This window comes from Rhodococcus sp. MSC1_016 (genome assembly GCF_023667485.2).
GTDB classification, from domain to species: domain Bacteria; phylum Actinomycetota; class Actinomycetes; order Mycobacteriales; family Mycobacteriaceae; genus Rhodococcus_F; species Rhodococcus_F oxybenzonivorans.
Genome location: NZ_JAMOZI020000001.1, coordinates 5,213,264 through 5,239,709, shown reverse-complemented (window position 1 = coordinate 5,239,709; position 26,446 = coordinate 5,213,264). Strand labels below are relative to the sequence as shown.

The following is a 26,446-nucleotide window of genomic DNA, read 5'->3' as shown; positions in this document are numbered from 1 at the left end:
CCAGTAGGGGTACGTCATGCCTGTTCCGTCCGCCGCCACATTCGCGCGGCTCGCTGATCTCATCGCCATCCCCGAGGCGGCGGATCGTCCGACCCGTTCCGTCGTCGAGGCATTCACGGGCAAGGAACTGGCGACCGTCCCGATCGGTACCGCCCAGGACGCCGTGGACGCCATCGCTCGTGCCCGGGTCGCGCAGAAGGACTGGGCACAGCGGCCGGTCACCGAACGGGCCGCCATCTTCCACCGGTACCGCGAACTGGTGCTCGAGAACCGCGACGCCCTGATGGACATGGCGCAGGCAGAGACCGGAAAGTCCCGCACGGCCGCCCAGGAGGAGATCCTCGACATCTCGATGACGGCCCGCCACTACGCGCGCGTCGCACCGAAGCTGCTCCGCCCCCGCCGCGTCTCCGGGATGCTGCCGGTGCTCACCAAGACCGTGGTGCGATACCAGCCCAAGGGCGTCGTCGGCGTCATCTCTCCCTGGAACTACCCGATGACCCTCGCGGTGTCCGACGCCATCGCGGCCCTCCTCGCCGGCAATGCGGTGGTGCTCAAGCCGGACAGTCAGACGCCGTACTGCGCGCTGGCCTGCGTCGACCTGCTCTACAAGGCGGGACTTCCGCGTGACCTGTTCGCCGTGGTCCCCGGGCCGGGCTCGGTCGTCGGCACGGCGCTCGTCGAGAACACCGAGTACGTGATGTTCACGGGGTCCTCGCAGACCGGGCAGCTACTCGCCGAGCAGGCCGGTCGCCGGCTCATCGGTTTCTCCGCCGAACTCGGGGGCAAGAACCCGATGATCGTCACGGCAGGTGCCAACCTCCGCGAGGTCACCGATGCCGCCGTGCGTGCCTGCTACTCGAACTCGGGTCAGCTGTGCATTTCGATCGAGCGCATCTACGTGGAAGAATCCATCGCCCCCGAGTTCACCCGGATGTTCGGTGAGCGGGTGCGCAACATGTCATTGGGCGCCGGCTACGACTTCGGCATCGAAATGGGCAGCCTGGTGTCGGAGGCGCAGGTGAAGGCGGTGTCCAGCCACGTCGACGACGCCGTGGTCAAGGGGGCCACCGTGGTGGCCGGCGGCAAGGCGCGCCCCGATCTCGGGCCGCTGTTCTACGAGCCGACCGTCCTCACCGGAGTTCCCGAGGACGCCGAGTGCTACCGCGAGGAAACGTTCGGACCGCTGGTGTCGGTGTACCCGGTGGCGAACGTCGACGAGGCGATCGAACGTGCCAACGACACCGAATACGGGCTCAACGCCAGCGTATGGGCGGGAACCAAGGCGGAGGGTGAGGCCATCGCGGCGCGCATCCACGCCGGAACGGTCAACGTCGACGAGGGCTATGCCCCCGCCTGGGGCAGCACCGGCGCGCCGATGGGCGGCATGGGAGTGTCCGGGGTCGGGCGCCGCCACGGTGCGGACGGGCTCCTCAAGTACACCGAACCCCAGACCATCGCCACCACCCGCATTCTCAATCTCGGCGGCCCACGCGGATTGCCGCCCAAGGTGTGGGCCAAGATCATGCCGCCGTTCGTGAAGGCGCTGCAGTACGTGCCGGGACGCTGAGTCTCACCCCAGGGTGGTCGTTTTACCCGCCCTGGGGTGCCTGTCGTCGGTGGACGCCCGGGTGGAGGCTGTGGGTGATGGTTACACCCGCGGAGGCGCCCCTCATGAATTCTCGGCCGACACCAGCCGAACACCCCTGCCCTGGCATCCGGCGTGAGAACGTGGAGTTCTCCTCCGGCGGACAGCGCTGCGCCGCCTGGCTCTATCACCCCCCATCGCCCACCTCGGCGGCACTTCCGTGTGTCGTGCTGGCGCACGGCTGGAGCGGCGTGCGTGAACAACGACTCGACGCCTACGCCGAGCGGTTCGCGGCCGCGGGATTCGCGGTACTGGTGTTCGACTACCGCTACTTCGGTGCCAGCGAAGGGGAACCCCGGCAACTCCTCGACCTCGACAGTCAGCTCGTCGACTGGGCCGGCGCTCTCGACTACGTGCGCAGTCGTCCCGACATCGATCCCGACCGCATCGCGATCTGGGGCACCTCACTGGCCGGCGGTCTCGTCCTGACGACGGCAGCGCGGGATCACCGGGTGGCGGCCGTGGTGTCGCAGGTGCCGTACGTCGACGGGCTGACGAACCTTCGCAGGCTCGGCATCGCGGGGCTGGCCCGCATGTCGGTCGCCTACCTGCGGGATCGGCTCGCGCAGTTACGACGTCGGCCGCCGCACATGTTCCCCGTGGTCGGGCCGCCGGGGTCGTTCGCGGCCATCACCACCCCCGATGCGGAGGCGGGATACCGCGCCATGGACCCGCCCGGTTCGACGTGGCGCAACGAAACTCCCGGACGCGTCGCGCTGCAGGCGGCGCTCTACCGGCCGACGAGGGCGGTCGCGCAGATCGGCTGTCCGGTCTTCTTCGCCATCGCCGACAACGACGTCGTCACCTTCACACGCAGTGCGCGGGAGGCCGCGGCCAAGACCCCGGATGCCGAGGTACGCGAGTATCCGGGCGGCCACTTCGACGTCTACTTCGGTGAGCTCTTCGAGAAGGTGGTGGCCGACCAGATCGAATTCCTGATCCGCACTGTGGGCGAGGGCCGGCCGCCGACCGTCTCGGAGCTCCTCAGACCCGGCCGAACACTGCCGGCCGCTTCTCCCGGAATGCCGCAACGCCTTCCGCGAAGTCGGGCGCGGCGAGCAGCACTTCCTGTCCCATGCGCTCGCGGGCACAGGCGCTGTCGAGTTCGGTCAGCGTGGCATCGTTGACCGCGTCTTTGGTGAGGTGGAAGGCCTCCGGCGGTCCGTCGGCGAGACGTCGGGTGAGGGCATCCACCGAGGCGGCGAACTCGTCGTCGGAATAGACGTCCGAGATCAAACCGGCGTCGAGGGCGTCCCTCGCCGGAAGACGCTCGGCCAGTAGGGCCATTTTCATGGCACGGGCTCGGCCGATCGATGCGGCGACGAGAGCGGTGGCGCCTCCGTCCGGCATCAGACCCAACTTCGTGAATGCCAGCAGGAAGTAACTCGATTCGGTAGCGACAACGAGATCGCAGGCCAGCGCGAGGGAGACACCGACACCGGCTGCGGGACCGTTGACGGCGCCGATCACGGGACAGGGGAACGCCCGGAGCGCGGCGACGACGCGATTGGCGGCGTCGATCGTAGCGGTCGACGGCGGGCCCGACACGTCGGTACTCGTCGTCAGGTCGGCGCCCGTGCAGAACGCCCGGCCGGCCCCGGTGAGTACGGCGACCCGCACCTCGGCGTCACCCGAGAATTTTTCCAACGCGTCCGCAACGGCGTCGAGTGTTTCGGTGGTGACGGCATTCATGCGGGAGGGCCGGTCGAGCGTGATGCGGAGGACGCCGTGGTCGACGGTCGTGTCCACACCGGGTAGGTCGGAAGTCATGAGGGTCCTTCGGTGTCGTGGGGGAGGAGGGACAGCGCGATTTTGCCTGCGGCCGAGCGGGTTTCGAGGGCGCGCAGGGCGTCGGCAGCGTGTTCGAACGCATAGATGGTGGGTTCGGTGATCTGCAGTGCACCGGATTCGAGCAGCGGTTCCAGGGCGGCCCACTGCCGCTTCGTGTAGCCGGGATCGGTGCGCACGTACTCGGCCCACCCGGCCCCGAGGACCGAGATGTTTCGGAGAAGAAGGCGATTGACCTTGACCGTGGGGATCTCGCCGCCGGTGAAGCCGAGGACCACGAGTCGCCCGTTGGGTGCGAGGCTGCGCAGACTGTCGGTGAACCGGTCGCCGCCCACCGGGTCGAGGATGATGTCGACTCCGCGGCCGCCGGTGATCTCCCGGACCCGGTCTTTCCACCCGTCGAGGAGGACGACGTGGTCGGCGCGGTGGGCCTTCGCGATGCCGGCCTTCTCCTCGGTGCTGACCACGGCGATCGTCTCGAGTCCCAGAGCGGCCGCCACCTGGAGTGCGGCCACCCCGACACCCCCGGCGGCGCCATGGACCAGAACCGTTTCGCCGGCGCGGAACCGCGCGCGCTCGTCCAGGGCGAAGTGCACGGTGAGGTAGTTCAGGAGAAAACCGGCGCCGGCTTCGAGCGACACCGAGTCGGGCAACGGAAACACGGAGTGAGGTTCCACGGCCACGGTCTGCTGCCACGCGCCGCCGGAGGCGAGTACCGCCACCCGTTGTCCGGCGTGAAAACCGCTGTCTTCCGGAGCGTCTCGTACCACTCCGGCGCCCTCGACACCGAGCACGCACGGAAGGTCGCGCACCACCTGGTAGCTGCCCGTGGTCTGCAACAGGTCGGGAAAGGCCACCCCGGCGGCGTGCATATCGACGACGACGAGACCGGATCCGTCGGGTTCGTCGATCTCGGCGAGCCGGACACCGCTCGGTCCGGATTGGGCAGTCAGTTGCTGGGCATACACGTGGTGATCTCCTCCGTCGGTCCCTGGACTATCCATACCAGACGCAACTTAACGTGCGCTAGGTAAAGCTGGCCATTGACCGTGCCCGGTCGTCGTGGTACTAACTTTAACGAGCGATCAGTAATCATGCGTGAGTCGAAGGGTGTGACGTGCCGGAAATGACGGAGACGACGGAGGCAGCCGCATTGTGGGAGCGGCGTGGAGGCATCGGCATCATCACGCTGAACCGCCCCAAGGCGCTCAACGCGGTGAACGGTGCATTGTCGACCGCGGTGGGCAATCTGCTCGAGCAGGCCGAGAACGACCCCGAGGTGCGGGTCGTCGTGATCACCGGGTCCGGTCGCGCGTTCTGTGCGGGCGCCGACCTGAAGGAACTCTCCGTCGGTAAGGCCATCTCCGCGGAGGGGCATCCGGAGTGGGGATTCGCCGGATACGCGCAGCACTGGATCAGCAAGCCGACCATCGCCGCGGTCAACGGGTTCGCCCTGGGCGGTGGCACCGAACTGGTGCTCGCCAGCGACCTCGCGGTCGTCGATGAAGGGGCGGCCCTCGGGTTGCCCGAGGTCAAGCGAGGATTGTTCGCGGCCGCGGGCGGAGTGATCCGTCTGCAGCAGCAGATTCCGAAGAAGGTCGCGCTGGAGATCGCGCTCACCGGCGAGCCGATCACCGCGGCGCAGGGCAAGGAATTGGGTCTGGTCAACCGGGTCGCCCCGGCCGGCACCGCCCTCGACGTCGCGCTCGAACTCGCCGAGCAGATCGCCGCGAACGCGCCGCTGTCGGTGCGCGAATCGAAGGCGATGATCCACCGGACCGCCACCGAAGACGACTGGGGCGACCGGGCGTGGGAGGCGAACAACGCCGCGCTCGCCGTCGTGTTCTCCAGCGCGGACGCCAAGGAAGGGCCCACCGCGTTCGCCGAGAAACGCCAGCCGGTGTGGCAGGGCCGCTGAGGGGCCCTTCGGGCCTGTGAGTACTTATTAACCGCGGGCGGTTAACAAGTACTCACGGCACAAGAACTCGGCCCGGTGTTCTGTCGACCCCGGACACCGGGCCGCAACCACTTTTCCTCCTCCTCGAAAGGGAACTCTCATGACCAACGCTGTCATCGTGGACGTCGTCCGCCTCGCCTCCGGTAAGGGCAAGCCGGGCGGCGCCCTGTCCGGCACCCACCCGGTCGAACTCCTCGCGCACGTGCTGCGCAGCCTCGTCGAGCGCAACGGCATCGACCCCGCGCAGGTCGACGACGTGATCGGCGGCTGCGTCGGTCAGGCCGGCGAGCAGGCTCTCAACATTTCGCGTACCGCGGTGCTGTCGGCCGGCTTCCCCGATTCGGTCCCGGCCACCACCATCGACCGCCAGTGCGGCTCGAGCCAGCAGGCGGCGCACTTCGCCGCGCAGGGCGTCATCGCCGGCGCCTACGACATCGTGATCGCCGCGGGTGTCGAGTCGATGTCCCGCGTGCCGATGGGCACGACGACCCTCGGGCAGGATGCGTCCGGCCCGGGCATCGCGGCCCGGTACCCCGAGGGCCTGGTCAACCAGGGCATCTCGGCCGAACTGATCGCCGCCAAGTGGAAGTTCGACCGCGACACCCTCGATGCCTACTCGGCCGAGTCGCATCGCCGTGCCGCCGAGGCCGCCGCGAAGGGGTTGTTCGACACGGAAATCCTGCCGATCGAGGTGACCAACGCGGCCGGTGAGACGGTGACGCACCTCGTCGACGAGACCGTGCGCGCCTCGACCACCGCGGAGGGCCTGTCCGGGCTGAAGTCGTCCTTCTACTCCGAAAAGTACGCGGCCCGGTTCCCCGAGGCGCAGTGGCACATCACCCCGGGCAACTCGTCCCCGCTGACCGACGGTGCGTCCGGTGCACTCATCATGAGTGAAGAGATGGCCGCCAAGCTGGGCCTGACGCCGCGGGCGCGGTTCCACTCGTTCTCCGTTGCCGGCGACGACCCGGTCTTCATGCTCACCGCCCCGATCCCGGCGACGAAGAAGATCCTCGCGAAGTCGGGGCTGAGCATCGACGACATCGACGCCTACGAGGTCAACGAGGCCTTCGCGCCGGTGCCGCTGGCCTGGGCGCACGAGTTCGGTGCCGACCCGGCCAAGCTGAACCCGCGCGGCGGTGCCATCGCCCTCGGCCACGCGCTCGGCTCCTCGGGCACCCGCCTGCTCGGCACGCTGGTCAACCAGCTCGAGGCAACCGGCGGACGCTACGGCCTGCAGACGATGTGTGAGGGCGCGGGCATGGCCAACGCCACCATTATCGAACGCATCTGATCACCGTCTCCTGACAACCCCAGAAATTTCGAAAGGCACAACATGATCGTCAACGACAGCGTTGCTCTCGTCACCGGCGGCGCATCCGGCCTCGGCCTCGCTACCACCAAGGCCCTGCTCGCCGACGGCGCCAGCGTCGTCATCGTCGACCTGCCCTCCTCCAACGGTGAGACCGTCGCCAAGGAACTCGGCGACCGCGTCCGCTTCGCTGCGGGCGATGTCACCAGCGAGGCCGACGTGTCCGCTGCCCTCGACGTCGCGGAGTCCCTCGGCCCGCTGCGGGTGGCCGTCAACTGCGCCGGCATCGGCAACGCCATCAAGACCGTCAGCAAGAACGGCGCGTTCCCGCTGGCCGATTTCACCAAGATCGTCACCGTCAACCTGATCGGCACGTTCAACGTGATCCGGCTTGCTGCCGAGCGCATCTCGAAGAACGAGCCGATCGACGGCGAGCGTGGTGTCATCATCAACACCGCCTCCGTCGCCGCCTACGAGGGCCAGATCGGTCAGGCCGCGTACTCCGCATCGAAGGGCGGCGTCGTCGGCATGACCCTGCCGATCGCCCGCGACCTCGCCTCGCTGCTGATCCGCGTCAACACCATCGCACCGGGCCTGTTCAAGACCCCGCTGCTCGGTTCCCTCCCCGAGGCCGCGCAGCAGTCCCTCGGCGGCCAGGTGCCGCACCCGTCGCGTCTGGGTGACCCGTCCGAGTACGGCGCACTGGCCGCGCACATCGTGTCCAACCCCATGCTCAACGGTGAGACCATCCGTCTCGACGGCGCCATCCGCATGGCACCGCGCTGATCGGCAACCCCGTGACCCAGCTGCGCGAGAACGGGACAATCACCACGGAGCCGATGTTCGCCGACTGGCGGACCTTCGAGGCCCTGCCGCTGACGCCCATCCTCGAGCAGGCACTGGAGTTGTTCAACGAGAACGGTTACCACGGCACGACGGTGCGGCAAATCGCCCGTCGTGTCGGGGTGACCGTCCCGGCCCTGTACTACCACCACGAGAGCAAGGAAGCCGTTCTCGTGGCACTGTTCGAACTGCAGATGCGCGAACTCAACGACCGCGCCGAGGCAGCCGCCCGCGAGGCCGGCGACGATGTGGTCGCGCAATTCTCCAACGTCGTCGAGGCGATCGTCCTGTACATGACGAACCGGGTGCGGCACGTCGGCCTCGACACCGAGTTGCGGCACGTCTCCGTGGACAGCCGTAGTCGGTACGCGGCCACGCGAAAACGCCTCGAGCTCATGGTGATCGACGTGGTGTCCGAGGGTGTTGCCGTAGGTGCGTTCTCGGCCACCAACGTAGCGGAGACCGTGCGCGCTCTCCTCGGGATGTTCCAGTCGATTCCGCGGTGGTACCAGCTCGGTGGGGCACTGACCCCCGAGCAGGTCGCCGAGCGTTACGTCGACATCGCTCTCCACACCGTCGGCTACCGACCCGCCCACTGACCGTTTCCCAGAGGAGCCGTCCCATGCTTTCCACAGCGTTTACCGAAACCTTCGGCGTCCGCCATCCGATCGTGCAAGGCGGCATGCAGTGGGTCGGCCGCGCCGAACTCGTCGCCGCCGTCGCCAATGCCGGTGCGCTGGGCCTGCTCACCGCGCTGACCCAGCCCACTCCGGAGGACCTCGCCAAGGAGATCGCTCGCACCCGCGAGCTCACCGACCAGCCCTTCGGTGTGAACCTGACGATTCTGCCGGCGATCACGCCGCCGCCGTACGAGGAGTACCGGCAGGTGATCATCGAATCCGGAATCAAGATCGTCGAGACGGCCGGTTCCAACCCCGCCCCCCATCTACCCGACTTCCACGCCGCGGGCGTGAAGGTGCTGCACAAGTGCACCAGCGTGCGGCACGCGATCAAGGCCCAGGACACCGGCGTCGACGGCATCAGCATCGACGGCTTCGAATGTGCCGGCCACCCCGGTGAGGACGACATTCCCGGGCTGGTGCTCATCGCGGCCGCCGCGGAACAGATCACCATCCCGATGGTCGCGTCGGGCGGGTTCGCGGACGCGCGTGGATTGGTCGCGGCACTCGCCCTCGGCGCCGACGGAATCAACATGGGTACCCGCTTCATGTGCACCGCCGAATCCCCGATCCACCAGAACATCAAGGAAGCGATCGTCGCGGGCAAGGAGACCGACACCGAGTTGATCTTCCGGCCGCTGCGTAACACTGCGCGTGTCGCGAGCAACACCGTGAGCCGTGAGGTCGTGGAGATCCTCGATCGGGGCGGCAAGTTCGAGGACGTTCGTGAGTTGGTCGCCGGTGCCCGCGGGCGCACCGTGTTCGAGAACGGCGACACCGACGCGGGTATCTGGACCGTCGGCACCGTCCAGGGCATCATCCACGACATCCCCACTGCCGGTGAACTCGTCGAACGCATCGTCCGCGAGGCGGAAGCACTGATCGCGGAACGTCTCGCGGGCCTGTCGGTTTCCGTCGGTGTGTGACCGAATTCTAGGAGAGAGACCATGCAGCGCACTATCTTCGAGAAGGATCACGAGGCGTATCGGGAGACCGTGCGCGAGTTCCTCGCCCGGGAGATCGAGCCCCACTACGAACGGTGGGAGTCCGACAAGCTGATCGACCGATCGGCGTGGCTTGCGGCCGGAAAGTCCGGGCTCGTCGGACTCGGTGCGCCGGAGGAGTTCGGCGGCGCCGGCGTCACCGACTACCGGTTCCGGTACGTCGTCGCCGAGGAAATCGCACGCACCGCGACGACATCATTCGGTTCGGGCCTGAGCGTGCACGACGACATCGTCATCCCGTACATCGTGAACCTCGGCACCGACGAGCAGAAGCAGCGGTGGCTGCCCGGCATGGCGGCGGGTGAGCTGATCGGCGCGATCGCGATGACCGAGCCCGGCGCCGGCAGCGACCTGCAGGGCGTGAAGACCACCGCGGTGCGGGACGGCGACGAGTGGGTGATCAACGGCCAGAAGACGTTCATCACCAACGGCATCCACTCCGACCTCGTCATCGTCGTCGCCCGCACCGACCCGAACGCCGGTTCCAAGGGGTTCTCGCTCTTCGTCGTCGAGCGGGGCATGCCCGGCTTCGGTCGTGGTCGCAAACTGCACAAGGTCGGCTTGGCCGGTCAGGACACGGCGGAGCTCGTGTTCGAGGACGTGCGGGTGCCCGCGACCAATCTGCTCGGCACCGAGGGGCGCGGATTCGTCCATCTCATGGAAAACCTGCCACTCGAACGTATTTCGATCGCGGTCAACGCGATCGCCGCGGCGAAGGCGGCATACCAGTGGACCAGGGACTACGTGTTCGAGCGGAAGGCGTTCGGCAAGCTGATCGGCGATCTGCAGAACACCCGGTTCGCGCTGGCGGAGATGCTCACCGAGATCGAGGTGACCGAATCGCACATCGACCGCTGCGTACTCGCCTTGAACGCAGACGAACTCACTGCCGTCGACGCGTCCAAGGGCAAGTGGTGGGCCAGTGAACTACAGAAGCGAGTGGTCGACCGCTGCGTCCAACTGCACGGCGGCTACGGCTACATGATGGAGTACCCCATCGGCCGCGCGTACGTCGACAGCCGTATCCAGACGATCTACGGCGGAACCACCGAGATCATGAAGGAAATCATCGGGCGCGATATCGCGTCACAGTAGGCGGCTCCGCCGCCTGTGCGCCTTTTTGGTAGCAGGAACAACCAGAAAGGCGCACGGGCGCGGAGCGCCTAGAGCAGGCGGGACTTCGCGTCGGCGTACTCCCGAGTGAGCCGCTCGACGACCTCGGCCGCCGGGACGACTGCGTCTACCGCGCCGATTCCCTGACCGGCACCCCAGATGTCGCGCCACGCCTTGGACTCCGACTTTTCGTTGGTACCGAAATCCATTGCGCCGGCATCCGACACCGGGAGGGTTGCGGGATCGTATCCGGCCGCCTCGATGCTGCCGCGCAGGTAGTTTCCGTGCACGCCGGTGAAGAGGTTGGAGTAGACGATGTCCGAGGCCGTGGAGTCGACGATCATCTGCTTGTAGGGGGCGTCGGCGTTGGCCTCTTCGGTGGCGATGAATGCGGACCCGATGTAGGCGAGGTCGGCGCCGGCGGCCTGTGCGGCGAGTACCGAACGTCCGTGGGCGATCGAGCCGGACAGCAACACGGGGCCGTCGAACCATTCGCGGATTTCCTGCAGCAACGCGAACGGTGACTGGGTGCCTGCGTGTCCGCCCGCACCCGCGGCGACGGCGATCAGGCCGTCGGCACCCTTCTCGACGGCCTTCTTCGCGAACCTGTTGTTGATGACGTCGTGCAGAACGATGCCGCCGTAGGAATGGACGGCGTCGTTGACGTCGGTGCGGGCGCCGAGGGAGGTGATGACGATCGGGACCTCGAACTCGACGACGGTGGCCAGATCCTCGTCGAGCCGGTCGTTGCTCTTGTGGACGATCAGGTTCACCGCGAAGGGCGCGGACGGCGACTCCGGGTTGTTGGCGTCGTGCTTGGCCAGCTCTTCGGTGATGCGGGTGAGCCATTCGCGCAGTACCGGCTGCGGCCGGGCGTTGAGGGACGGGAAAGAGCCGACCACACCCGAGGTGCACTGGGCGATCACCAGGTCGGGACCGGACACGATGAACATCGGCGAGGCCACGACGGGCAGGCGCAACCGGTCTCGGAGAATGGTGGGCAGACTCATGAAAGCTCCTTGCTGTGCGGGTTTCTAGGACTGGGAGAGCTGGGCGGCCATCAGCGGAATGAGCGCTTGCAGACCTTTCACCGGACGGACCATCACCGTGAACGACGTGATCTGGTCGTTGTCATTCCAGTGCACTATGTCGACGCCGTGCACATGGACGCCGTCGAGTTCGGTGGCGAACTCGAGGACGGCGGAGCGGTCGCCGTACCACTCCTCGCGGTAGTGGAAGCCGGTGCCGGTGAACACCGTGAGTGCCGCGCGCAGGTACGCGAGGACCGTGGCTTTTCCTTCTTGCGGTGTGAACACGGCGGGGGAGGAGAACACCGCGTCTTCCGCAATCAGGGCGTCGAGGGCGCCCAGGTCGTGGTCGTCGACCACCTGGTGCCAGCGGGTGACGACGCGCGGGGCCACTGGGAGTTCGGCGTTCATCCGGCCAGCATGACACGCCGACTGAACGAGCGCTAGGACAGATCTGTCACACGGGCTCGAGCAGTTCGGGTCCGTTGTTGCGCGGGGAGTTGACGGCGGTACTCACCTCGTACGGCTCGAGACGGGGCTCGGGAATCGACGCGATCAGGGCATCGACCTGTTCGCGCTCGGTCAGGGTGGGGTCGAGCCAGTGTTCCTGGAAGCTCGGTGGCAGCACCACCGGTGAACGGTCGTGAATGTGGCCGAGGACGTCGGTGGCCTGGGTGGTGAGCACCGTGGTGGTCCAGAGCCACCTGTTCGGGTCGTCCTCCGGAAGGGAGGGGTCGGGCCACAGTTCGTAGAGGCCGGCCATCGCCAGCACCCCGTCGCCGTGCAGAAAGTACGGGATCTTGGTGCCGTCGTCCCGCTTCAACCACTCGTAGTAACCGTCGGCGGGAATGATGCAACGCCGTCGGGCGGCGGCCTTCCGAAATGCGGGCTTCTCCGTGATCGACTCGGATCTGGCGTTGATGAGTTTGTTGCCGATCTTCACGTCCTTCGCCCACGGTGGCACCAGTCCCCACTTCGCCGTCCGGAGCTGACGGACGGGGTCGGCGTCGGGTTCTGCACGCGGCGGGCGTTCCAGCACGACCCGGACCTGCTGGGTGGGAGCGACGTTGTAGGACGGACCCAGCTCCTCACCGACGATCTCGGCGACCTCGAAGATGGACCGCAGTTCCTTGTCCGTGGTGGTGCTGGCGTACCGTCCGCACACTTTTCGGTCTCCTCGCTCGGGTTCTCGCCCCGGTCCGCGAGCCGCGATGAGTTTTCCTCGGCCCGGCAGTCTGTCTTTTCGAGGGAACGGAACACGCTCCCCGCCCCGTCACCTTCTACCTTCGGAGATCGCCATGACCTCGACACCACATTCCACCGCAAAGACCGCCGGACCGCTCGGTTCTGCCGAGAACGCGGCACCGGTCGGGCGGAAGGCGAGGATCGCCGGACTGATCATCACCGGTCTGGTCACCGCATTTCTGCTTTTCGACGCGATCATCCACATCGCGAACATTCAGTCCGTCCGCGACGCGATGGCCGAACTCGGTTTCGACGAGAACATTGCCGTCGTGATCGGAATCGTGATGTTGGTGTGCCTCGTGCTGTACCTGGTTCCGGCGACGAGCATCCTCGGTGCCGTCCTCCTGACCGGCTACCTCGGCGGCGCGGTGGCGACCAACATGCTCACCGAGCAACCGCTGTTCAGCACCATCCTGTTCCCCGTCTACGTCGGCATCTTCGTGTGGGGCGGGCTGTGGCTGCGCGACGCCGGGGTCCGCACGATCATGCCGATCCGGCGTTGAGGACTCGGTAGGGTCGGAGTGCGTGGGAACGATCACGGCCGTGAGCCGGAGTGGCAGGCACGCGTTCAGCAAGTCGAACGAGAGCGCCGTCCACCTGCTCGCCGGACTCGGTGTGGACGGTGACGCTCACCAGGGCGTCACCGTCCGACACCGTTACCGGATGCGGCGTGATCCGACGCAGCCGAATCTGCGGCAGGTGCACCTCATGCGCGCCGAGTTTCTCGACGAGTTGAACTCCCTCGGCTTCGAGGTCCAGGCCGGTCAGCTGGGCGAGAACATCACCACCCGCGGTATCGACCTGCTCGCGTTGCCGACAGGAACTCGTCTTCACCTGGGCGCGCGGGCGGTCGTTGAGGTGACGGGTCTGAGGAATCCGTGCAAGCAGATCGAGGCGTTCCGCGCAGGTCTCCTGTCGCACACGGTGGACCGGGACGTGAACGGCGCGATTGTCCGCAAGTCGGGCATCATGTCGATCGTCCTCGAAGGCGGCGACGTCCGGCCCGGTGACGCTATTTCCCTCGAGTTACCGCCTGAGCCGCACCGGCCACTCGTGCCCGTGTGACCTCGAGCGTCGCCGGACATTCTGCAGGGCGCCCGTCACGGCGTAGGCGACGCCGGCTGCGGACAGTACCCAGGGGGCCGCGACGATGAACGGGTCCATCCACTGGTGGTTCAGGTCGACGCGTTTCTTCCCGAGTCGGGACGACACACCGTGATGGGAAAGCTCGCTGCGAATACCCGTCTGGGTGATGGGGTTGTCGGGATGCAGGGTCGCGAACGAGACCAGATGGCTCTCCAGAGCATCGACCCGGTCGGCGGCCAGCAGGATGAGCCAGTGCGCGGACCGGCCCTCGCTGTATCGGAACGCGAATTTCCGCATGGCGCCGGAGAGGCCCTTGGGAGGACACGAGGTGCCGAATACGGGTGTGAGGAATTGGTGTTCGATCGACCGCTCACGCGGCCACTTCTCCTCCTGGCATTCCGGGAAATCCCAGTGGGCGCCCGTCGCGCCGGGGTCGAAACGCTCCTTCGGTACCGCGGGCCGGTCCTTGGGGTCGAGGTCCGCACACCATCCCGGAATGCGCGCGCGTAGTTCGTCGCTTGTCAGTGGACGCTTCGGCGTCTCGGCTGTATAGGCCATGATCGGGTCCTCCTCGTCGATCAGCCGGCGTTCGGCACGATGACCGGTTTGATGCAGTTGTCGAGCTTGGCCGAGAAGATGTGGTAGGCGTCGGCGATATGCTCGAGCGGAATGCGATGCGTGACAATATCGTTGGGCTTCAGATAACCGTTGCGAATGTGCTCGAACAGGCGGGGCCACTGGCGTTTCACGGGGCACTGGTTCATGCGAAGCGTCAGTCCCTTGTTCAGCGCATCACCGAACTTGACGGCACTGAACATTGGACCGTAGGCGCCCATCACGGAAACCGTCCCACCCTTCCTGACGGAATCGATCGCCCAGTTGAGGGCAATCGGGGAACCGCCCTGCAGCTTGAACTTGGCGGCCGTGACGTGTTGAAGGAAGTTGCCGTCGGCCTCGGCGCCGACGGCGTCGATGGCCACATCGGCCCCGAGATGGTCGGTGATCTTCTTCAAGTGGACCACGATGTCGGCGTAGTCGGCGAAGTTGTAGGTCTCGGCGTGTGTGAACGTGCGAGCCTTCTCCAGTCGGTATTCGAGGTTATCGATCACGATCACTCGCCCGGCACCCATGAGCCACGACGACTTGGCCGCGTACAGCCCGACCGGCCCGGCTCCGAACACCACGACGGTGTCGCCTTCGACGATGTCGCCGAGTTGTGCACCGAAGTAGCCGGTGGCGAGGGCGTCGGTGAGGAGTAGCGCGTCCTCGTCGTCCATCCATTCGGGGATTTTGGCGGGGCCCACGTCGGCGAACGGCACGCGCACGAACTCCGCTTGTCCACCGTCGTAGCCACCGCACGTGTGGGAGTACCCGTAGATGCCGCCCACGGCGGTGGCGTTCGGGTTCACGTTGTGACAGTTCGAGTAGAGGCCGCGTGCGCAGAAGTAACACGAACCGCAGTACACGTTGAACGGGACCATCACCCGGTCGCCGCGCTGCAGGTTCTGTACCGACGGGCCGACCTCCTCGACGACGCCGATGAACTCGTGGCCGAACGTCATGCCGACCCGGGTGTCGGGCATCATGCCGTGGTACAGATGCAGGTCCGATCCGCAGATCGCCGCCAATGCCACCCGCACGATCGCGTCGTTGGGGTGCTCGATGGGCGGGACTGCCTTTTCTTCGACGCGGACCTTGTACGGCCCCCGATACACCATCGCTCGCATCACGCCTCCTCGTCCGCGCCGATAACCTTGTTGAGACCCCGACAGCGGGAGCAAGTACCCGAGTCGGCCCGAACAAAACACGGACGTGGCGCGGCGGGGCGGCCCAGCGTTCACGGTGGGTGAATGGATGTGAACAACATGTTTCTTCTAAAGTCAAGGGTTGACGGATGTCTTGTGCGTGAGATTACATCTTAGCGGTAAGCCTTTGAGGGCTTAAGTAAATGCCTCGACACAACCCTGAGGATGCTCATGACGACGGTATCGCCCGCCATGGCTGCCACAGCTGAGATGATCAGCGCCCGACTCGAACGCCTGCCCATGAGCAGGTGGCACGTCAAGGCGCGCGTCATCGTCGGAGCTGTCACGTTCTTCGACGGCTTCGACCAGCTGATGATCGCCTACTCGCTTCCCGTTCTCACTCCCAAGTGGAACCTCACTCCGTCCTCGATCGCCTGGGTCATTGCGATCGGCGGTATCGGCATGCTGGTCGGCGCACTCGCCGGCGGCTGGTTCGCCGACCGCGTCGGACGTCTCAACGTCATCATCGCCTCACTCGCCCTGTATGCGGTGATGAGTCTCGGGATGGCGTTCACCGACAGCCTGATGCTGTTCCTCGTCTTCCGATTCGTGCAGGGTATCGGCCTCGGCGCCGAAGTCCCGGTGGCCGCAAGCTACATCGGGGAGATCACCAAGGCCCACAAACGTGGACGCTTCGTCCTCCTCTACGAGGTCATCTTCCCTGTCGGCCTCGTCATGTCGGCCGTCGTGTCGGCCTGGGTGGTGCCGAACTTCGGCTACAAGATCCTGTTCGCCCTCGGCGCGCTGCCCATCCTTCTGCTGCCGTTGCTGTGGAAACTCCCCGAATCGCCGCGCTGGCTGGCTTCCCGCGGACGCTTCGAAGACGCGAACAAGGCGATGACGCAGATCGAACGTGAGATCACCGACAAGTACGGCAAGACTCTGCCTACCCCGCAACCGCTGCCCGCTGTCGCGGTCGACGTCCGCCGCGGCCGGTTCATCGAAGCCTTCCAGGGCGTCTACCTGCGCCGCACGCTGATGCTCGCCGCGATCTGGGGATGCGCCTACTTCGTCAACTACGGCATCGCCTCCTGGCTGCCGTCGCTCTACCACTCCGCGTTCGACGTCAGCGTCGACACGGCGCTGCACTACAGCATCGTCACCAGCGTCGCCGGTCTGCTCGGCTGTGTCCTCGTCGCGTTCCTCATCGACAACCTCGGACGCCGCATCTGCATCACCGCATCGATGGTCCTGTGCTCGTCGCTGCTGTTCCTGCTGGCCGCGACCGGTGCGGACACCGCAACCAAGGTGCTGTTCTGGTCCGCCGGATCCGCCCTGTTCGTCTTCGCCGTCAACATGGCGCTGTACGTCTACACCGCCGAGCTGTATCCCACCCGGATGCGGGCCATCGGCTGCGCCATCGGCGGCGCGAGCGGTCGCCTCGGCATCATCGTCGGACCGCTGGTCGTCGGCGGCATCCTCGGCGGCGGCGGCTCCCTCACCATGGTCTTCGGAATGTTCGCGGTCGTCGCCCTGATCGGTGCCCTCGTGGTCGGCTTCTTCGCCGTCGAAACCCGCGAGAAGACCCTCGAGGAGATTTCACAGTGACCGCTCTCGACTTCCGTGAGGCGACGCTACCGTTCGCGCCGATCGCCGATCGCATCTTCGTCGCCGGAACCTGGCGGCAGGGGACCGGGCCGGCCTTCGAGGTCACCGACCCGTCCACCGGCGAGGTCCTGCAGGTCGTGCACCAGGCCACGACCACCGACGTCGACGAGGCGGTCCGTCGGGGTCGCGCCGCCGCCGAGGACCCGGCCTGGCGCAGCCTGCTGCCGCATCAGCGGGCGAAGTTCCTACACCGCATCGCCGACGCGATCGAGGCGAACACATCCCGGCTGGCACTGTTGCAGAGCTACAACACGGGCAAGACCGTCGCGGAAACTACTGCGCTGGTCGGCAGTGCCGCGGGTACGTTCCGGTACTTCGCTGCGGTCCTCGAGACCGCCGACGAAGACCTGACCACGCCGCGGGGCAACTACCTCACGATGAGCGTTCACGAACCCATCGGCGTGATCGGTGCCATCGCACCCTGGAACTCGCCGGTGGCCAGCGACGCCCAGAAGATCGCGCCCGCCCTCGCCGCGGGCAACGCCGTCGTCCTCAAGCCCGCCGAGTGGACACCGCTGGTGTCGCTGGAACTGGCTCGAATCCTCGACGACAGCGGTCTGCCCGCCGGACTGCTGTCGGTGCTCCCGGGCAAGGGCTCGGTGGTCGGTGACGCGATCGTCCACCACCCCGGTATCGGGAAAGTGACGTTCACCGGCGGCACCAACACCGGCCGCGCCATCGCCCATGCCGCGGCCGAGAAGTTGATGCCCGTATCGCTCGAGCTGGGCGGTAAGTCGCCGACCATCGTGCTGGACGACGCCGACATCGACGCGGCCGTCAACGGGGTGATGTACGGGATCTTCTCGTCGACCGGGCAGAGCTGCATCGCCGGGTCTCGGTTGTTCGTCGACCGCCGGATCTACGAGGAGTTCCTCGCGAAACTGGTGGCCAAGACGCAGCGACTGCGACTCGGTCCCGGCCGCGACCCCGACACCCAGGTGGGGCCGATGGTCCACCGCAAGCACCGCGACAGCGTCGCCGCATACGTCGACCTCGCTCGCGAAGAGGGCGGACGGGTGCTGTGCGGCGGGGCGATCCCCGACGACGAACGGCTCCGTGACGGCGCGTACTACCTGCCGACGATCATCGACGGGCTCCCCAACACGTCACGCACGTGCCAGGAGGAGATCTTCGGGCCGGTGCTGGTGGTCCTGCCGTTCGACGGCGAGGCCGACCTCGTCGAGCAGGCGAACGACTCGGTGTTCGGGCTGGCGTCGGGAATCTGGACCGGCGACTATCGCCGGGCCTGGAAACTCGCCCGCCGACTACAAGCCGGGACCGTGTGGATCAACACCTACAAACAGTTCAGCATCTCCACGCCGTTCGGCGGCGTCAAGGAAAGCGGGCTGGGAGTCGAGAAGGGGCGCAGCGGTATCGCCGCCTACTCGCGGCAGAAGAGCATCTACTGGGGCCTCGACGAAGAACCCAACCCGTGGGCTGATTGAGCGACCCGCTCGTGGGCAAACTGAGCGACCCGCTCGTGGGCTGACTGAAGCTTGCTCGTGGGCTGATTGAGCGACCCGCTCGTAGATAGGGCCTACAGAAAAATCTCCCGCCAGCTCTGTACGCCCTAATACTTTAGCGCTAAGATATTGAGACCTAAGCAACTGGAGGCACGCGATGAATCAACCCATAGCCCGGCTGCGGTGCCTGCGCTCCGTGGAGCTGCGGACGCAGGCCAGCACGGAATCCACCGAGTTCTATTCGGAGGTCTGGGGCCTTCGCGTTGTCGATCAGGGCGCGACCGGCGCCTGGCTGCGGGGAACCGGTGAGCACCACCACGCGCTGCAGCTCACCCAGGCCGAGCGGAACGGCCTCGGCCGCATCACCTTCGCAGTCGCCACACCCGCAGAGGTCGACGAGGCCGCCCGCCGGCTCGAGTCCTGGGGTGTGCCGATCGTCAGCGGGCCGGGCCCCGTCGACGACCTCGGTGGTGGATACGGTGTGAGCCTCGTCGACCCCGAGGGTCGCGTCGTCGAACTGCTCGCCGATGCGCTGGCGGTCCCGAAGCTCGGCCGGGAGGACGCCGTCCCGGTGGGCGTCACCCACGTGGTCCTCAACACCGTCGACATCGATGCCGCGGTGAAGTTCTACTGCGACGTCCTGGGCATGCGGGTCTCCGACTGGTCCGAGCACCAGATGGCGTTCCTTCGCTGCAACACCGACCATCACAGCATCGCGTTCAATCAGGCCGAGTGGACGTCGGTGAATCACGTCGCCTACGAGATGCCCACCGTCGACCACTTCATGCGCGGCATCGGGCGGCTCCGGCACCACGGCACCGTGCCGCTGTGGGGTCCCGGCAAGCATGGCCCCGGCGACAACACCTTCTCGTACTTCGCCGACCCGGCGGGGCTGGTGTGCGAGTACACCTCCGGCATCGCGCAGGTCGACGAGGACCGGTGGCTCTGCAAGGTGTGGCGACGGGTGCCGGAACTCTCCGACCTGTGGGGCACCGCGGGCCCGCCGTCCAAGCAGGTCCGCGATCACATGGCCGGTATCCCCGACCCCGGCGCGTTCGAGCGGTTCGACCTCGGGCGGGCGTCGTGACGCACGTCGTCGAATCCGGTTCCGGCCCCGCACTGCTGATGCTGCACGGCATCGGTGGCAGTGCAGACAGTTTCGCGCCGCAGTTCGACGAACTGTCGGACTCGCTGCGACTGCTCGCCTGGGACGCTCCCGGGTACGGCCGCAGTGAGGACCCGGGCCGTCCGTTCGACCTCGACGACTACGCCGACGCAGCGGCCGACGTGATCCGCGACCGCTGCGGTGACGCCGGAGCGCACGTCCTGGGCATGTCGTGGGGCGGGGTGATCGCGACCCGCATGGCCCTGCGTCATCCCGACCTCGTGCGCAGCCTCCTGCTCGGCAGCTCGACCGTAGGTTCGGGGGCCGACGACGAGGCTGCCGGCCGGATGCGGACCCGGGCTGCAACGCTCGCTCAGCAAGGCGCCGAAGCCTTTGCGGCGGAACGTGCCCCACGCCTGGTGTCCGGAACGGCCGGCGCCGAACTGACAGCGAAGGCCACGGCGATCATGGCCGCGTCGATCCGGCTCCCCGGCTACGGGTACGCCGCCGACTCCATGGCAGCCACCGATCACACCGCCGATCTCGCGAAGATCGACATCCCGACACTGGTCCTGAGTGGAGACGAGGACACCGTGACGGGAATTCCTGCGAGCCAGGTGCTGGCCGGCGGTATTCCGGGCGCCGTCTTCGTGACCGTCAGGGGCGGAGGACATCTCGCGAACCAGGAGCGACCGGACGCGTTCAACGCCTGGGTCGAATCCTTCATTTTCATCACCGAACGCCTACGCAACCACCTCTAGAGAAGGAGCACGACATGACACTCGACTACGGCACCGCCGACCTGAAGGAATTCACCGATTCGCTGATCCTGACCCGTGGCTCCCGCCACGAGGACTGGGACACCCTCGGGTTCCAGGCCAAGGCCGGTGACCAGTTCAAGCGCGCACAGATCCGCTACGTCGGTTCCGGAGCCACCGGGAACCACGACAACGACAACCGGACCATCCCGTCGCGCGGATTCACCTTCTCCAACATGCTCCTTCCCCCCGGCGCCGAGGGCCCCGAGCACACCCACCACGACGCCGAAGAGGCTTTCTTCGTCCTCGAGGGTGAGGTGGAGGTCGGTGTTCACCGCGACGGCAAGGTGGAGAAGCGCACCCTCGGTTACCGCGACATGATCGTCGTCCCGGCCGGGGTTCCGCGCAGCCTGAAGAACAACGGCGACAAGGACGCCCTGTTCTGCGTCATCATCGGCGCGCAGAAGCCGCAGATCCCGACGTACCCCGAGACGTCGGCCATGCACGGTGTGACACGGGACTGATCGTGAATCTCGACGGGAAATCCATCGTCGTCACCGGTGCCGGGCGCGGCCTCGGTCTGGCCATCGCCCGCCGGCTCGGTGAGGACGGCGCCGACCTGTGGCTCGCCGACATTCGCGAGGACTGGGGAGAGTCGGCGGTGGAGAGCCTGCGCGCCGACGGCGTGAAGGCACAGTTCGTTCACGTCGATCTGCGCGACGCCGAATCCGTCTCCGCGATGGCGGCCACCGTCACCTCCGGTGGCCCTCTGTACGGGCTCGTCAACAACGCGGCCCTCGCGGATGGAGTGGGCGGCAAGCCGATTCACGAACTCGATATCGACGAGTGGGACAAGGTGCTGGGCGTCAACCTGCGCGGCACCTTCCTCGTGAGCAGGGCGATCATTCCCGCCATCATCGGGAACGGAGGCGGACGAGTCGTCACCATCGGCTCCGACGCCGCCTTGTACGGCTCACCCCGTCTCGCGCACTATATCGCCTCCAAGGGTGGGGTGGCCGCTCTCACCCGGGCCATGTCACGCGACCTCGGCCCGCACGGCATCACCGTCAACACCGTCTCGCCCGGTCTGACCGAAAGCGAATCGGCGCAGAAGGTTCCGGAACACCGGCACGAGCTGTACCGGCTCAACCGGGCACTCGAGCGGCCGCAGCAGCCGTCCGATCTGGTCGGTGCCGTCGCGTTCCTGATGGGGCCCGAGGCGTCGTACATCACCGGTCAGCAACTCGTCGTCAACGGCGGATTCGTCCTGCACTAGAGAAGGGGACCACGTCGTGGACCTGCAACTGAAAGACCGCACCTACCTGGTGACCGGCGGAAGCTCGGGAGTCGGGCTCGCCACCGTCGCGATGCTGCTCGAGGAAGGTGCCAACGTCGTCACCTGCGCGCGGGACCGCGACCGGCTCGACTCCGTCATCGCACCCCTGCCCGGCAGCGACCGCGTCCTTACCGCGTCCTGCGACGTCCGGGACCCGGCCGCGGTCGCCGCACTCGTCGAGGCGGGGGTCGAGCGGTTCGGCGGACTCGACGGTCTGGTCAACAACGCAGGCAAGTCCCGCATGGTCCCGCGCGGCGAGGCAACCCTCGACGACTGGCGCGACGAACTCGACCTCAAGTTCTCCAGCGTCCTCAACACCGTCGAGGCGGCCTTGCCACTGCTGCGCAAGTCCGACGCCGCGGCCATCGTCAACATCTCGGCGGTGCTCGCGCGGCAGCCCGAGCCGCGGCTGGTCACCACCAGCGCCGCCCGGGCCGGACTGCTGAACCTCAGCAAGTCGCTGTCGCTGGAACTCGCCGCCGACGGCATCCGTGTCAACTCGGTGTCGCTGGGACTGGTCGACACCGGCCAGTGGCGGCGCCGCTACGAGGAATCCGGCACCGACGCCACCTTCGCCGAATGGGAGGCGGAGATCGCCCAGGACCGCGGCATCGGACTCGGCCGGTTCGGCCGCGCCGACGAGGTGGCGGCAATGATCGTGACCCTGCTGTCTCCCCGCTCGTCCTATGTGACGGGCACCAGCCTCGACGTCTGCGGAGGCGTCGCCCGTTATGTCTGAGAGGAACACCATGTCTGTGGGTAATGGGGGCGACCTGCTCGTCCAGGTGCTGCGCGAGGCCGGTGTCGACACCGTGTTCGGCATCGTGAGCGTCCACAATCAGCCATTGGTGCAGGCGGTCAGCAAGCACCTGCGGTTCGTGCCGGTCCGGCACGAGGCCACCGCGGTCAGCGCGGCCGACGGGTATGCCCGGGCCACAGGCGGACTCGGCTGCGCCCTGACGAGCACCGGCACCGGTGCCGGCAACGCGGCCGGCTCGCTGATCGAATCGCTGAGTGCCGGAACGTCGGTGCTGCATGTGACGGGCAACGTCGAGAGCCGGTACCTCGGCTCGGGTCGCGGGTTCATCCACGAGACCAAGGATCAGCTGGGGATGCTGACGGCGACGTCGAAGCATGCCGCCACCATCCTCGACACCGACAGTGCGGCAAAGACGCTGCGGGAGGCGGTCGCCCAGGCTCTGGCAACGCCCGGCGGCCCGGCGAGCATCGAGTGGCCGATCGACCTGCAGTACGCCGAGCACGACATCGACGTTATGGAGGCGGCGCAGGAGAGCCCCCGGACTCCCGACGCCGACGAACTCGCTGCGGCACTGTCGTTGCTGGCTGCGGCCGAGCGCCCCGTCATCTGGGCCGGCGGCGGCGTCGCACGAGCCGGTGCCGAGCTAACTGAACTGGTGGAGCGGTGGGGAGTCCCGTTACTCACCAGCAACTCCGGTCGTGGAGCCGTGCCCGAGGACCATCCGCTGTGCATCGGCAACTACGGCAACACGCCGGTGGGCCGGGAACTCCTCCAGAACGCCGACCTGCTGCTGTCGCTGGGAACCCACTTCCGGTCCAACGAGACCGGCGACTACTCCATGCCCGTCCCCGCCGTGCACGTGCAGGTCGACGTCGATGCCACCGCGCTCGGCCGCGTGTATCCCGCGCAGGCCGGTGTAACCGCCGACATCGGAACATTCCTTCGGACACTCACCGATCTGGCTCCGGTCGACGCCGCCTGGACCGAACGTGCCCGCACCACCCGCGAACTCGTCCGCAGCAAGCAGCGCGCCGGACTCGGAGATCACGCAGTACTGTGCGACGCCGTGCGTGCCGCGTTCCCACAGGATTCTGTCATCGCCCGCGACGTCACCATTGCGTCGAGTTCCTGGGGTAACCGGCTGCTCCCGATGTTCGACCCCAAGTCCAACGTTTTCCCCCGCGGCGGCGGCATCGGGCAGGGCCTGGGCATGGCAATCGGTTCCGCACTGGCCGACGAAACCCGGCCCACCCTGGCGCTCGTCGGCGACGGCGGCCTGGCCGTCCACTTCGGCGAGATCCTCACCATGGCGCAGGAGAAGCCGTGGCTGGTGCTGCTCGTGTTCAACGACGGCGGCTACGGCGTGCTCCGCAACATGCAGAAGGGCGGAGGTGACGACACCTACGCGGTCGACCTCGTCACGCCCGACTTCCCGCTGCTCGCCCAGTCGATCGGGGTGCCGTACCTGCGGATCGGCGGTGCCGAAGAGGCCCACGCCGTGCTCGAGGACGCCGTCTCGCGGCAGGCGCCGGTGATCGTCGAGGTGGACCTCGCCGCGTACGGCGACATGCCCGCACCGTTCACGCCGCCCGTCACGGTGCCCGGAAAGGCTGCACAGTGACTACGGTCGCCGTCTGCGGCGGCGGCATCGGCGGCCTCGCCACGGCGATCGCCCTCCACAAGTTTGGTCTCGACGTCACGGTCTACGAGCAGACGAGGCAGTTCGCCCGCGTCGGCGCCGACATCAACCTCACCCCGAACGCGGTCCGCGCACTCGACGGACTGGGCGTGGGTGCGGAAATCCGCGAGTCCGCGGCCCGGCCCCAGTTCCGGCTCAGCCGAACCTGGGACACCGGAGTCGAAACCTCACGGCTACCGATGGGTGATACAGCGGAACAGCAGTACGGTGCACCGCAGTTGACGATGCACCGCGGCGACCTCATGACCGCCCTCGAGAATCGGCTGCCCTCAGGTGTCGTGGAAATGGGCCGGCGGGTCAGCGGCGTCGGTGACGGTCGCATCGAATTCACCGACGGCAGTACGGTTTCCGCAGACGTGATCGTGGGTGCCGACGGTATCCACTCCGCGGTCCGGACCGCTCTCCTCGGGCGGGACCAGCCGACGTTCACCGGAGTCGTGGCATTCCGTGCCGTCGTCCCCACCGAACGCGTCGGCGAACTCCCGAACCTCGACTGCTTCACCAAGTGGTGGGGACCGGATCCATCGACGCAGATCGTCACCTTCCCCCTCAACCAAGGCAAGGACATCTTCGTCTTCGCCACCTGCGGTCAGGAGGAGTGGACCGAGGAATCCTGGACCACCCCGGGCTCGGTCACCGAGCTGCGGGACCTCTACCGCGGCTTCCACCCCGACGCACGAGCCCTGCTCGACGCCTGCGACGACGTCCTGAAATCCGCTCTCTACGTGCGTGACCCGCTGGAGTCGTGGACGGACGGAACCTCGGTGCTCCTCGGCGACGCGGCACATCCGATGATGCCATTCATGGCACAGGGCGCCGGCATGGCCATCGAAGACGCCGTGGTACTGGCCCGCTGCCTCGGCATGTTCGACGAACCCACGGCCGCGCTGCAGACCTATCAGCACACCCGCCTGCAGCGCACCTCACGCATCCAGCGCGGCTCCCGGTCCAACGAATGGCTCAAAGTCGCAGGCAACGGCGACTGGGTATACGAGTACGACGCCTGGCGGGTGCCGCTCGAGTCGGCCACCGTGCGGGCAGGAGCGTGAATGGAAACATCACGACGGCACCAGATTTCCAGACGAGGTGCACTGGCTCTGCTCGGCTCCGCTGCGGCGGCCGTCGCAGCGACGAGTTGTGCGTCCCACACCTCGGACGCGCAGCCGAGTGGTGCGACGCCACCGGACGCCTACGAGCTGTCCGGTGACGTCGACGGATACACGACGAAGCTGATTCTGCTGGGAACAGCGGCGGGTCCCATTGCGGTACCCGGGCGTAGCGGCACAGCCAGCGTGCTCGTCGTCGGGGACAGGCCGTATCTCATCGATGCGGGTCCGTGGTCGAGTCGAAAGTTGATTCAGGCAGGTATCGATGCGGATTCTCTGGGTGGAGTGTTCATCACACACATGCACAGCGATCACATTGCCGACCTGTTCAACGTCTTCTGGCTTCCGGGCGGCACTCCGTCGTACACCTTCCGCAACGTCGTGCCGGTGTACGGTCCCGGGTCGGCGGGAAAGCTGCCCGTCCCGCGTGGTGGCGCGAGCATTCCCGTCCAGAGTCCCGGTGCGCCGGCTCCCGGCCTGACTCAGCTGTTCTCCGGAGTGCTCGACGCGTACGCCTACGACATCAACATTCGCAATGCCGAGAAGGGTGCGCAGTCCGACTACGGGCAGCGGCTCACCCTGCACGACGTATTGCCCCCGGTGTCGGCGGGTGCGTCCGCCGACAACACGTCGCCGGACATGGAGCCGTTCCCCGTATTCGAAGACGACCGGGTGCGTGTCACCGCGACGTTGGTGCCACACGGGCCCGTCTTCCCGTCGTACGCGTACCGTTTCGACACCGAGGACGGAGCGGTGACGTTCTCCGGTGATACCGCGAAGTCACTCAACGTGGTTCGGCTCGCGACGGGATCCGACATCCTGGTCCACGAGGTGATCGACGTCGATTTCTACGCCGCCACCTCCGGTCCCGCCCTCGTCGAGCACATGATTCACGCACATACCACCGCTCAGGACGTAGGACGTGTCGCGACCGAAGCAGGAGTCCGCCAGGTGGTGCTCTCGCACATCGGACCGGGCGACCCCCGTCAGGTCACCGACGATCAATGGACCAGCGGCGTGTCATCGACGTATTCCGGCACTGTGACCGTCGGGCACGATCTGGTGCAGGTCGGCGTCGGGCAGCGCCGCTGAGCGATTCTTG

General features: G+C 67.0%; 26 protein-coding genes and 1 pseudogene. 20 read left to right on the top strand and 7 right to left on the bottom strand.

The window, feature by feature from the left end; translation table 11 throughout:
• The first annotated feature begins 16 nt into the window (after positions 1-16).
• The gene (locus L1080_RS24465; protein ID WP_159918689.1) at positions 17-1,570 is read left to right on the top strand and encodes a succinic semialdehyde dehydrogenase; all 1,554 of its coding nucleotides are present in this window, start codon (positions 17-19) and stop codon (positions 1,568-1,570) included.
• Between the two features lie 77 nt (positions 1,571-1,647).
• Positions 1,648-2,532 (top strand): annotated as a pseudogene (locus tag L1080_RS24460) (alpha/beta hydrolase); the annotation flags it as partial.
• 100 nt (positions 2,533-2,632) lie between these two features.
• On the opposite strand, the gene L1080_RS24455 reads toward L1080_RS24460, so the two are convergent.
• Entirely contained in the window at positions 2,633-3,418 is a 786-nt protein-coding gene (locus L1080_RS24455) for an enoyl-CoA hydratase (RefSeq protein ID WP_250766026.1), read from the bottom strand.
• Entirely contained in the window at positions 3,415-4,404 is a 990-nt protein-coding gene (locus L1080_RS24450; RefSeq protein ID WP_250766024.1) for an NADPH:quinone oxidoreductase family protein, read from the bottom strand. Before L1080_RS24450 ends, L1080_RS24455 begins: the two co-directional genes overlap by 4 nt.
• A 149-nt stretch (positions 4,405-4,553) precedes the next feature.
• Between L1080_RS24450 and L1080_RS24445 the strand changes: the two genes are divergently transcribed.
• From L1080_RS24445 to L1080_RS24420, 6 genes are all read left to right on the top strand, one after another.
• Complete coding sequence (locus L1080_RS24445; protein WP_250766013.1) at positions 4,554-5,354, top strand: crotonase/enoyl-CoA hydratase family protein; 801 nt, start codon at positions 4,554-4,556, stop codon at positions 5,352-5,354.
• 139 nt (positions 5,355-5,493) lie between these two features.
• Positions 5,494-6,687: a thiolase family protein gene (locus tag L1080_RS24440; RefSeq protein WP_250766012.1), complete on the top strand. Its 1,194-nt coding sequence runs from the start codon at positions 5,494-5,496 to the stop codon at positions 6,685-6,687.
• Between the two features lie 42 nt (positions 6,688-6,729).
• Complete coding sequence (locus L1080_RS24435; RefSeq protein ID WP_159918694.1) at positions 6,730-7,491, top strand: 3-hydroxyacyl-CoA dehydrogenase; 762 nt, start codon at positions 6,730-6,732, stop codon at positions 7,489-7,491.
• A 53-nt stretch (positions 7,492-7,544) separates the two neighbouring features.
• Entirely contained in the window at positions 7,545-8,147 is a 603-nt protein-coding gene (locus L1080_RS24430; protein WP_159926775.1) for a TetR/AcrR family transcriptional regulator, read from the top strand.
• Between the two features lie 23 nt (positions 8,148-8,170).
• Positions 8,171-9,154 carry an NAD(P)H-dependent flavin oxidoreductase gene (locus tag L1080_RS24425; protein WP_250766010.1) on the top strand — a complete coding sequence of 328 codons (984 nt, stop codon included), beginning with the start codon at positions 8,171-8,173 and terminating at the stop codon, positions 9,152-9,154.
• A gap of 21 nt (positions 9,155-9,175) precedes the next feature.
• Positions 9,176-10,327: an acyl-CoA dehydrogenase family protein gene (locus L1080_RS24420; protein WP_159918696.1), complete on the top strand. Its 1,152-nt coding sequence runs from the start codon at positions 9,176-9,178 to the stop codon at positions 10,325-10,327.
• Between the two features lie 68 nt (positions 10,328-10,395).
• On the opposite strand, the gene L1080_RS24415 is transcribed toward L1080_RS24420, so the two are convergent.
• From L1080_RS24415 to L1080_RS24405, 3 genes are read right to left on the bottom strand one after another with little or no spacing between them, the layout of a single operon-like run.
• Positions 10,396-11,355 carry an NAD(P)H-dependent flavin oxidoreductase gene (locus L1080_RS24415; RefSeq protein ID WP_250766008.1) on the bottom strand — a complete coding sequence of 320 codons (960 nt, stop codon included), beginning with the start codon at positions 11,353-11,355 and terminating at the stop codon, positions 10,396-10,398.
• Between the two features lie 24 nt (positions 11,356-11,379).
• Positions 11,380-11,784, bottom strand: coding sequence for a nuclear transport factor 2 family protein (locus L1080_RS24410; protein ID WP_250766007.1), 405 nt, complete (start codon positions 11,782-11,784; stop codon positions 11,380-11,382).
• Between the two features lie 46 nt (positions 11,785-11,830).
• Positions 11,831-12,538 (bottom strand): SOS response-associated peptidase, encoded by a 708-nt coding sequence (locus tag L1080_RS24405; protein WP_159918699.1) that lies wholly within the window; start codon positions 12,536-12,538, stop codon positions 11,831-11,833.
• 133 nt (positions 12,539-12,671) lie between these two features.
• Between L1080_RS24405 and L1080_RS24400 the strand changes: the two genes are divergently transcribed.
• On the top strand, positions 12,672-13,121 hold the full coding sequence (locus L1080_RS24400; RefSeq protein WP_208962998.1) for a DoxX family protein: 450 nt from the start codon (positions 12,672-12,674) through the stop codon (positions 13,119-13,121).
• Positions 13,122-13,143: 22 nt separating this feature from the next.
• Positions 13,144-13,683, top strand: a complete 540-nt coding sequence (locus L1080_RS24395; protein ID WP_250766004.1) for an MOSC domain-containing protein — start codon at positions 13,144-13,146, stop codon at positions 13,681-13,683.
• On the opposite strand, the gene L1080_RS24390 is transcribed toward L1080_RS24395, so the two are convergent.
• Together L1080_RS24390 and L1080_RS24385 are read right to left on the bottom strand one after the other, a co-directional pair.
• On the bottom strand, positions 13,645-14,262 hold the full coding sequence (locus L1080_RS24390; protein WP_250766002.1) for a hypothetical protein: 618 nt from the start codon (positions 14,260-14,262) through the stop codon (positions 13,645-13,647). The two genes, L1080_RS24395 and L1080_RS24390, sit on opposite strands and share 39 nt — an antisense overlap.
• Positions 14,263-14,282: 20 nt before the next feature.
• Positions 14,283-15,431 (bottom strand): zinc-dependent alcohol dehydrogenase, encoded by a 1,149-nt coding sequence (locus L1080_RS24385; protein ID WP_250766000.1) that lies wholly within the window; start codon positions 15,429-15,431, stop codon positions 14,283-14,285.
• Positions 15,432-15,674: 243 nt separating this feature from the next.
• Here L1080_RS24385 and L1080_RS24380 point away from each other — a divergent pair, with 243 nt between their 5' ends.
• The 10 genes from L1080_RS24380 (at position 15,675) to L1080_RS24335 (ending at position 26,436) form a co-directional block, all read left to right on the top strand.
• A complete protein-coding gene (locus L1080_RS24380; RefSeq protein ID WP_308202102.1) occupies positions 15,675-17,057 on the top strand; it encodes an MFS transporter in 1,383 nt (460 codons plus the stop codon).
• Complete coding sequence (locus L1080_RS24375; RefSeq protein WP_250765995.1) at positions 17,054-18,562, top strand: aldehyde dehydrogenase; 1,509 nt, start codon at positions 17,054-17,056, stop codon at positions 18,560-18,562. Before L1080_RS24380 ends, L1080_RS24375 begins: the two co-directional genes overlap by 4 nt.
• Positions 18,563-18,737: 175 nt before the next feature.
• On the top strand, positions 18,738-19,667 hold the full coding sequence (locus tag L1080_RS24370) for a VOC family protein (protein ID WP_109325875.1): 930 nt from the start codon (positions 18,738-18,740) through the stop codon (positions 19,665-19,667).
• Positions 19,664-20,446, top strand: coding sequence for an alpha/beta fold hydrolase (locus tag L1080_RS24365; protein WP_250765994.1), 783 nt, complete (start codon positions 19,664-19,666; stop codon positions 20,444-20,446). Before L1080_RS24370 ends, L1080_RS24365 begins: the two co-directional genes overlap by 4 nt.
• A 14-nt stretch (positions 20,447-20,460) precedes the next feature.
• Entirely contained in the window at positions 20,461-20,967 is a 507-nt protein-coding gene (locus tag L1080_RS24360) for a cupin domain-containing protein (RefSeq protein ID WP_109325877.1), read from the top strand.
• 2 nt (positions 20,968-20,969) lie between these two features.
• On the top strand, positions 20,970-21,719 hold the full coding sequence (locus L1080_RS24355) for a 3-oxoacyl-ACP reductase family protein (protein WP_250765992.1): 750 nt from the start codon (positions 20,970-20,972) through the stop codon (positions 21,717-21,719).
• 16 nt (positions 21,720-21,735) lie between these two features.
• Positions 21,736-22,518, top strand: a complete 783-nt coding sequence (locus tag L1080_RS24350) for an SDR family oxidoreductase (RefSeq protein WP_109325879.1) — start codon at positions 21,736-21,738, stop codon at positions 22,516-22,518.
• Entirely contained in the window at positions 22,511-24,160 is a 1,650-nt protein-coding gene (locus L1080_RS24345; RefSeq protein WP_250765987.1) for a thiamine pyrophosphate-binding protein, read from the top strand. The genes L1080_RS24350 and L1080_RS24345 overlap by 8 nt, the downstream gene beginning before the upstream one ends.
• The gene (locus tag L1080_RS24340; RefSeq protein ID WP_250765985.1) at positions 24,157-25,287 is read left to right on the top strand and encodes an FAD-dependent monooxygenase; all 1,131 of its coding nucleotides are present in this window, start codon (positions 24,157-24,159) and stop codon (positions 25,285-25,287) included. The genes L1080_RS24345 and L1080_RS24340 overlap by 4 nt, the downstream gene beginning before the upstream one ends.
• Positions 25,288-26,436 (top strand): MBL fold metallo-hydrolase, encoded by a 1,149-nt coding sequence (locus L1080_RS24335; protein WP_250765981.1) that lies wholly within the window; start codon positions 25,288-25,290, stop codon positions 26,434-26,436. It abuts the gene before it with no gap.
• Positions 26,437-26,446: the final 10 nt, after the last annotated feature.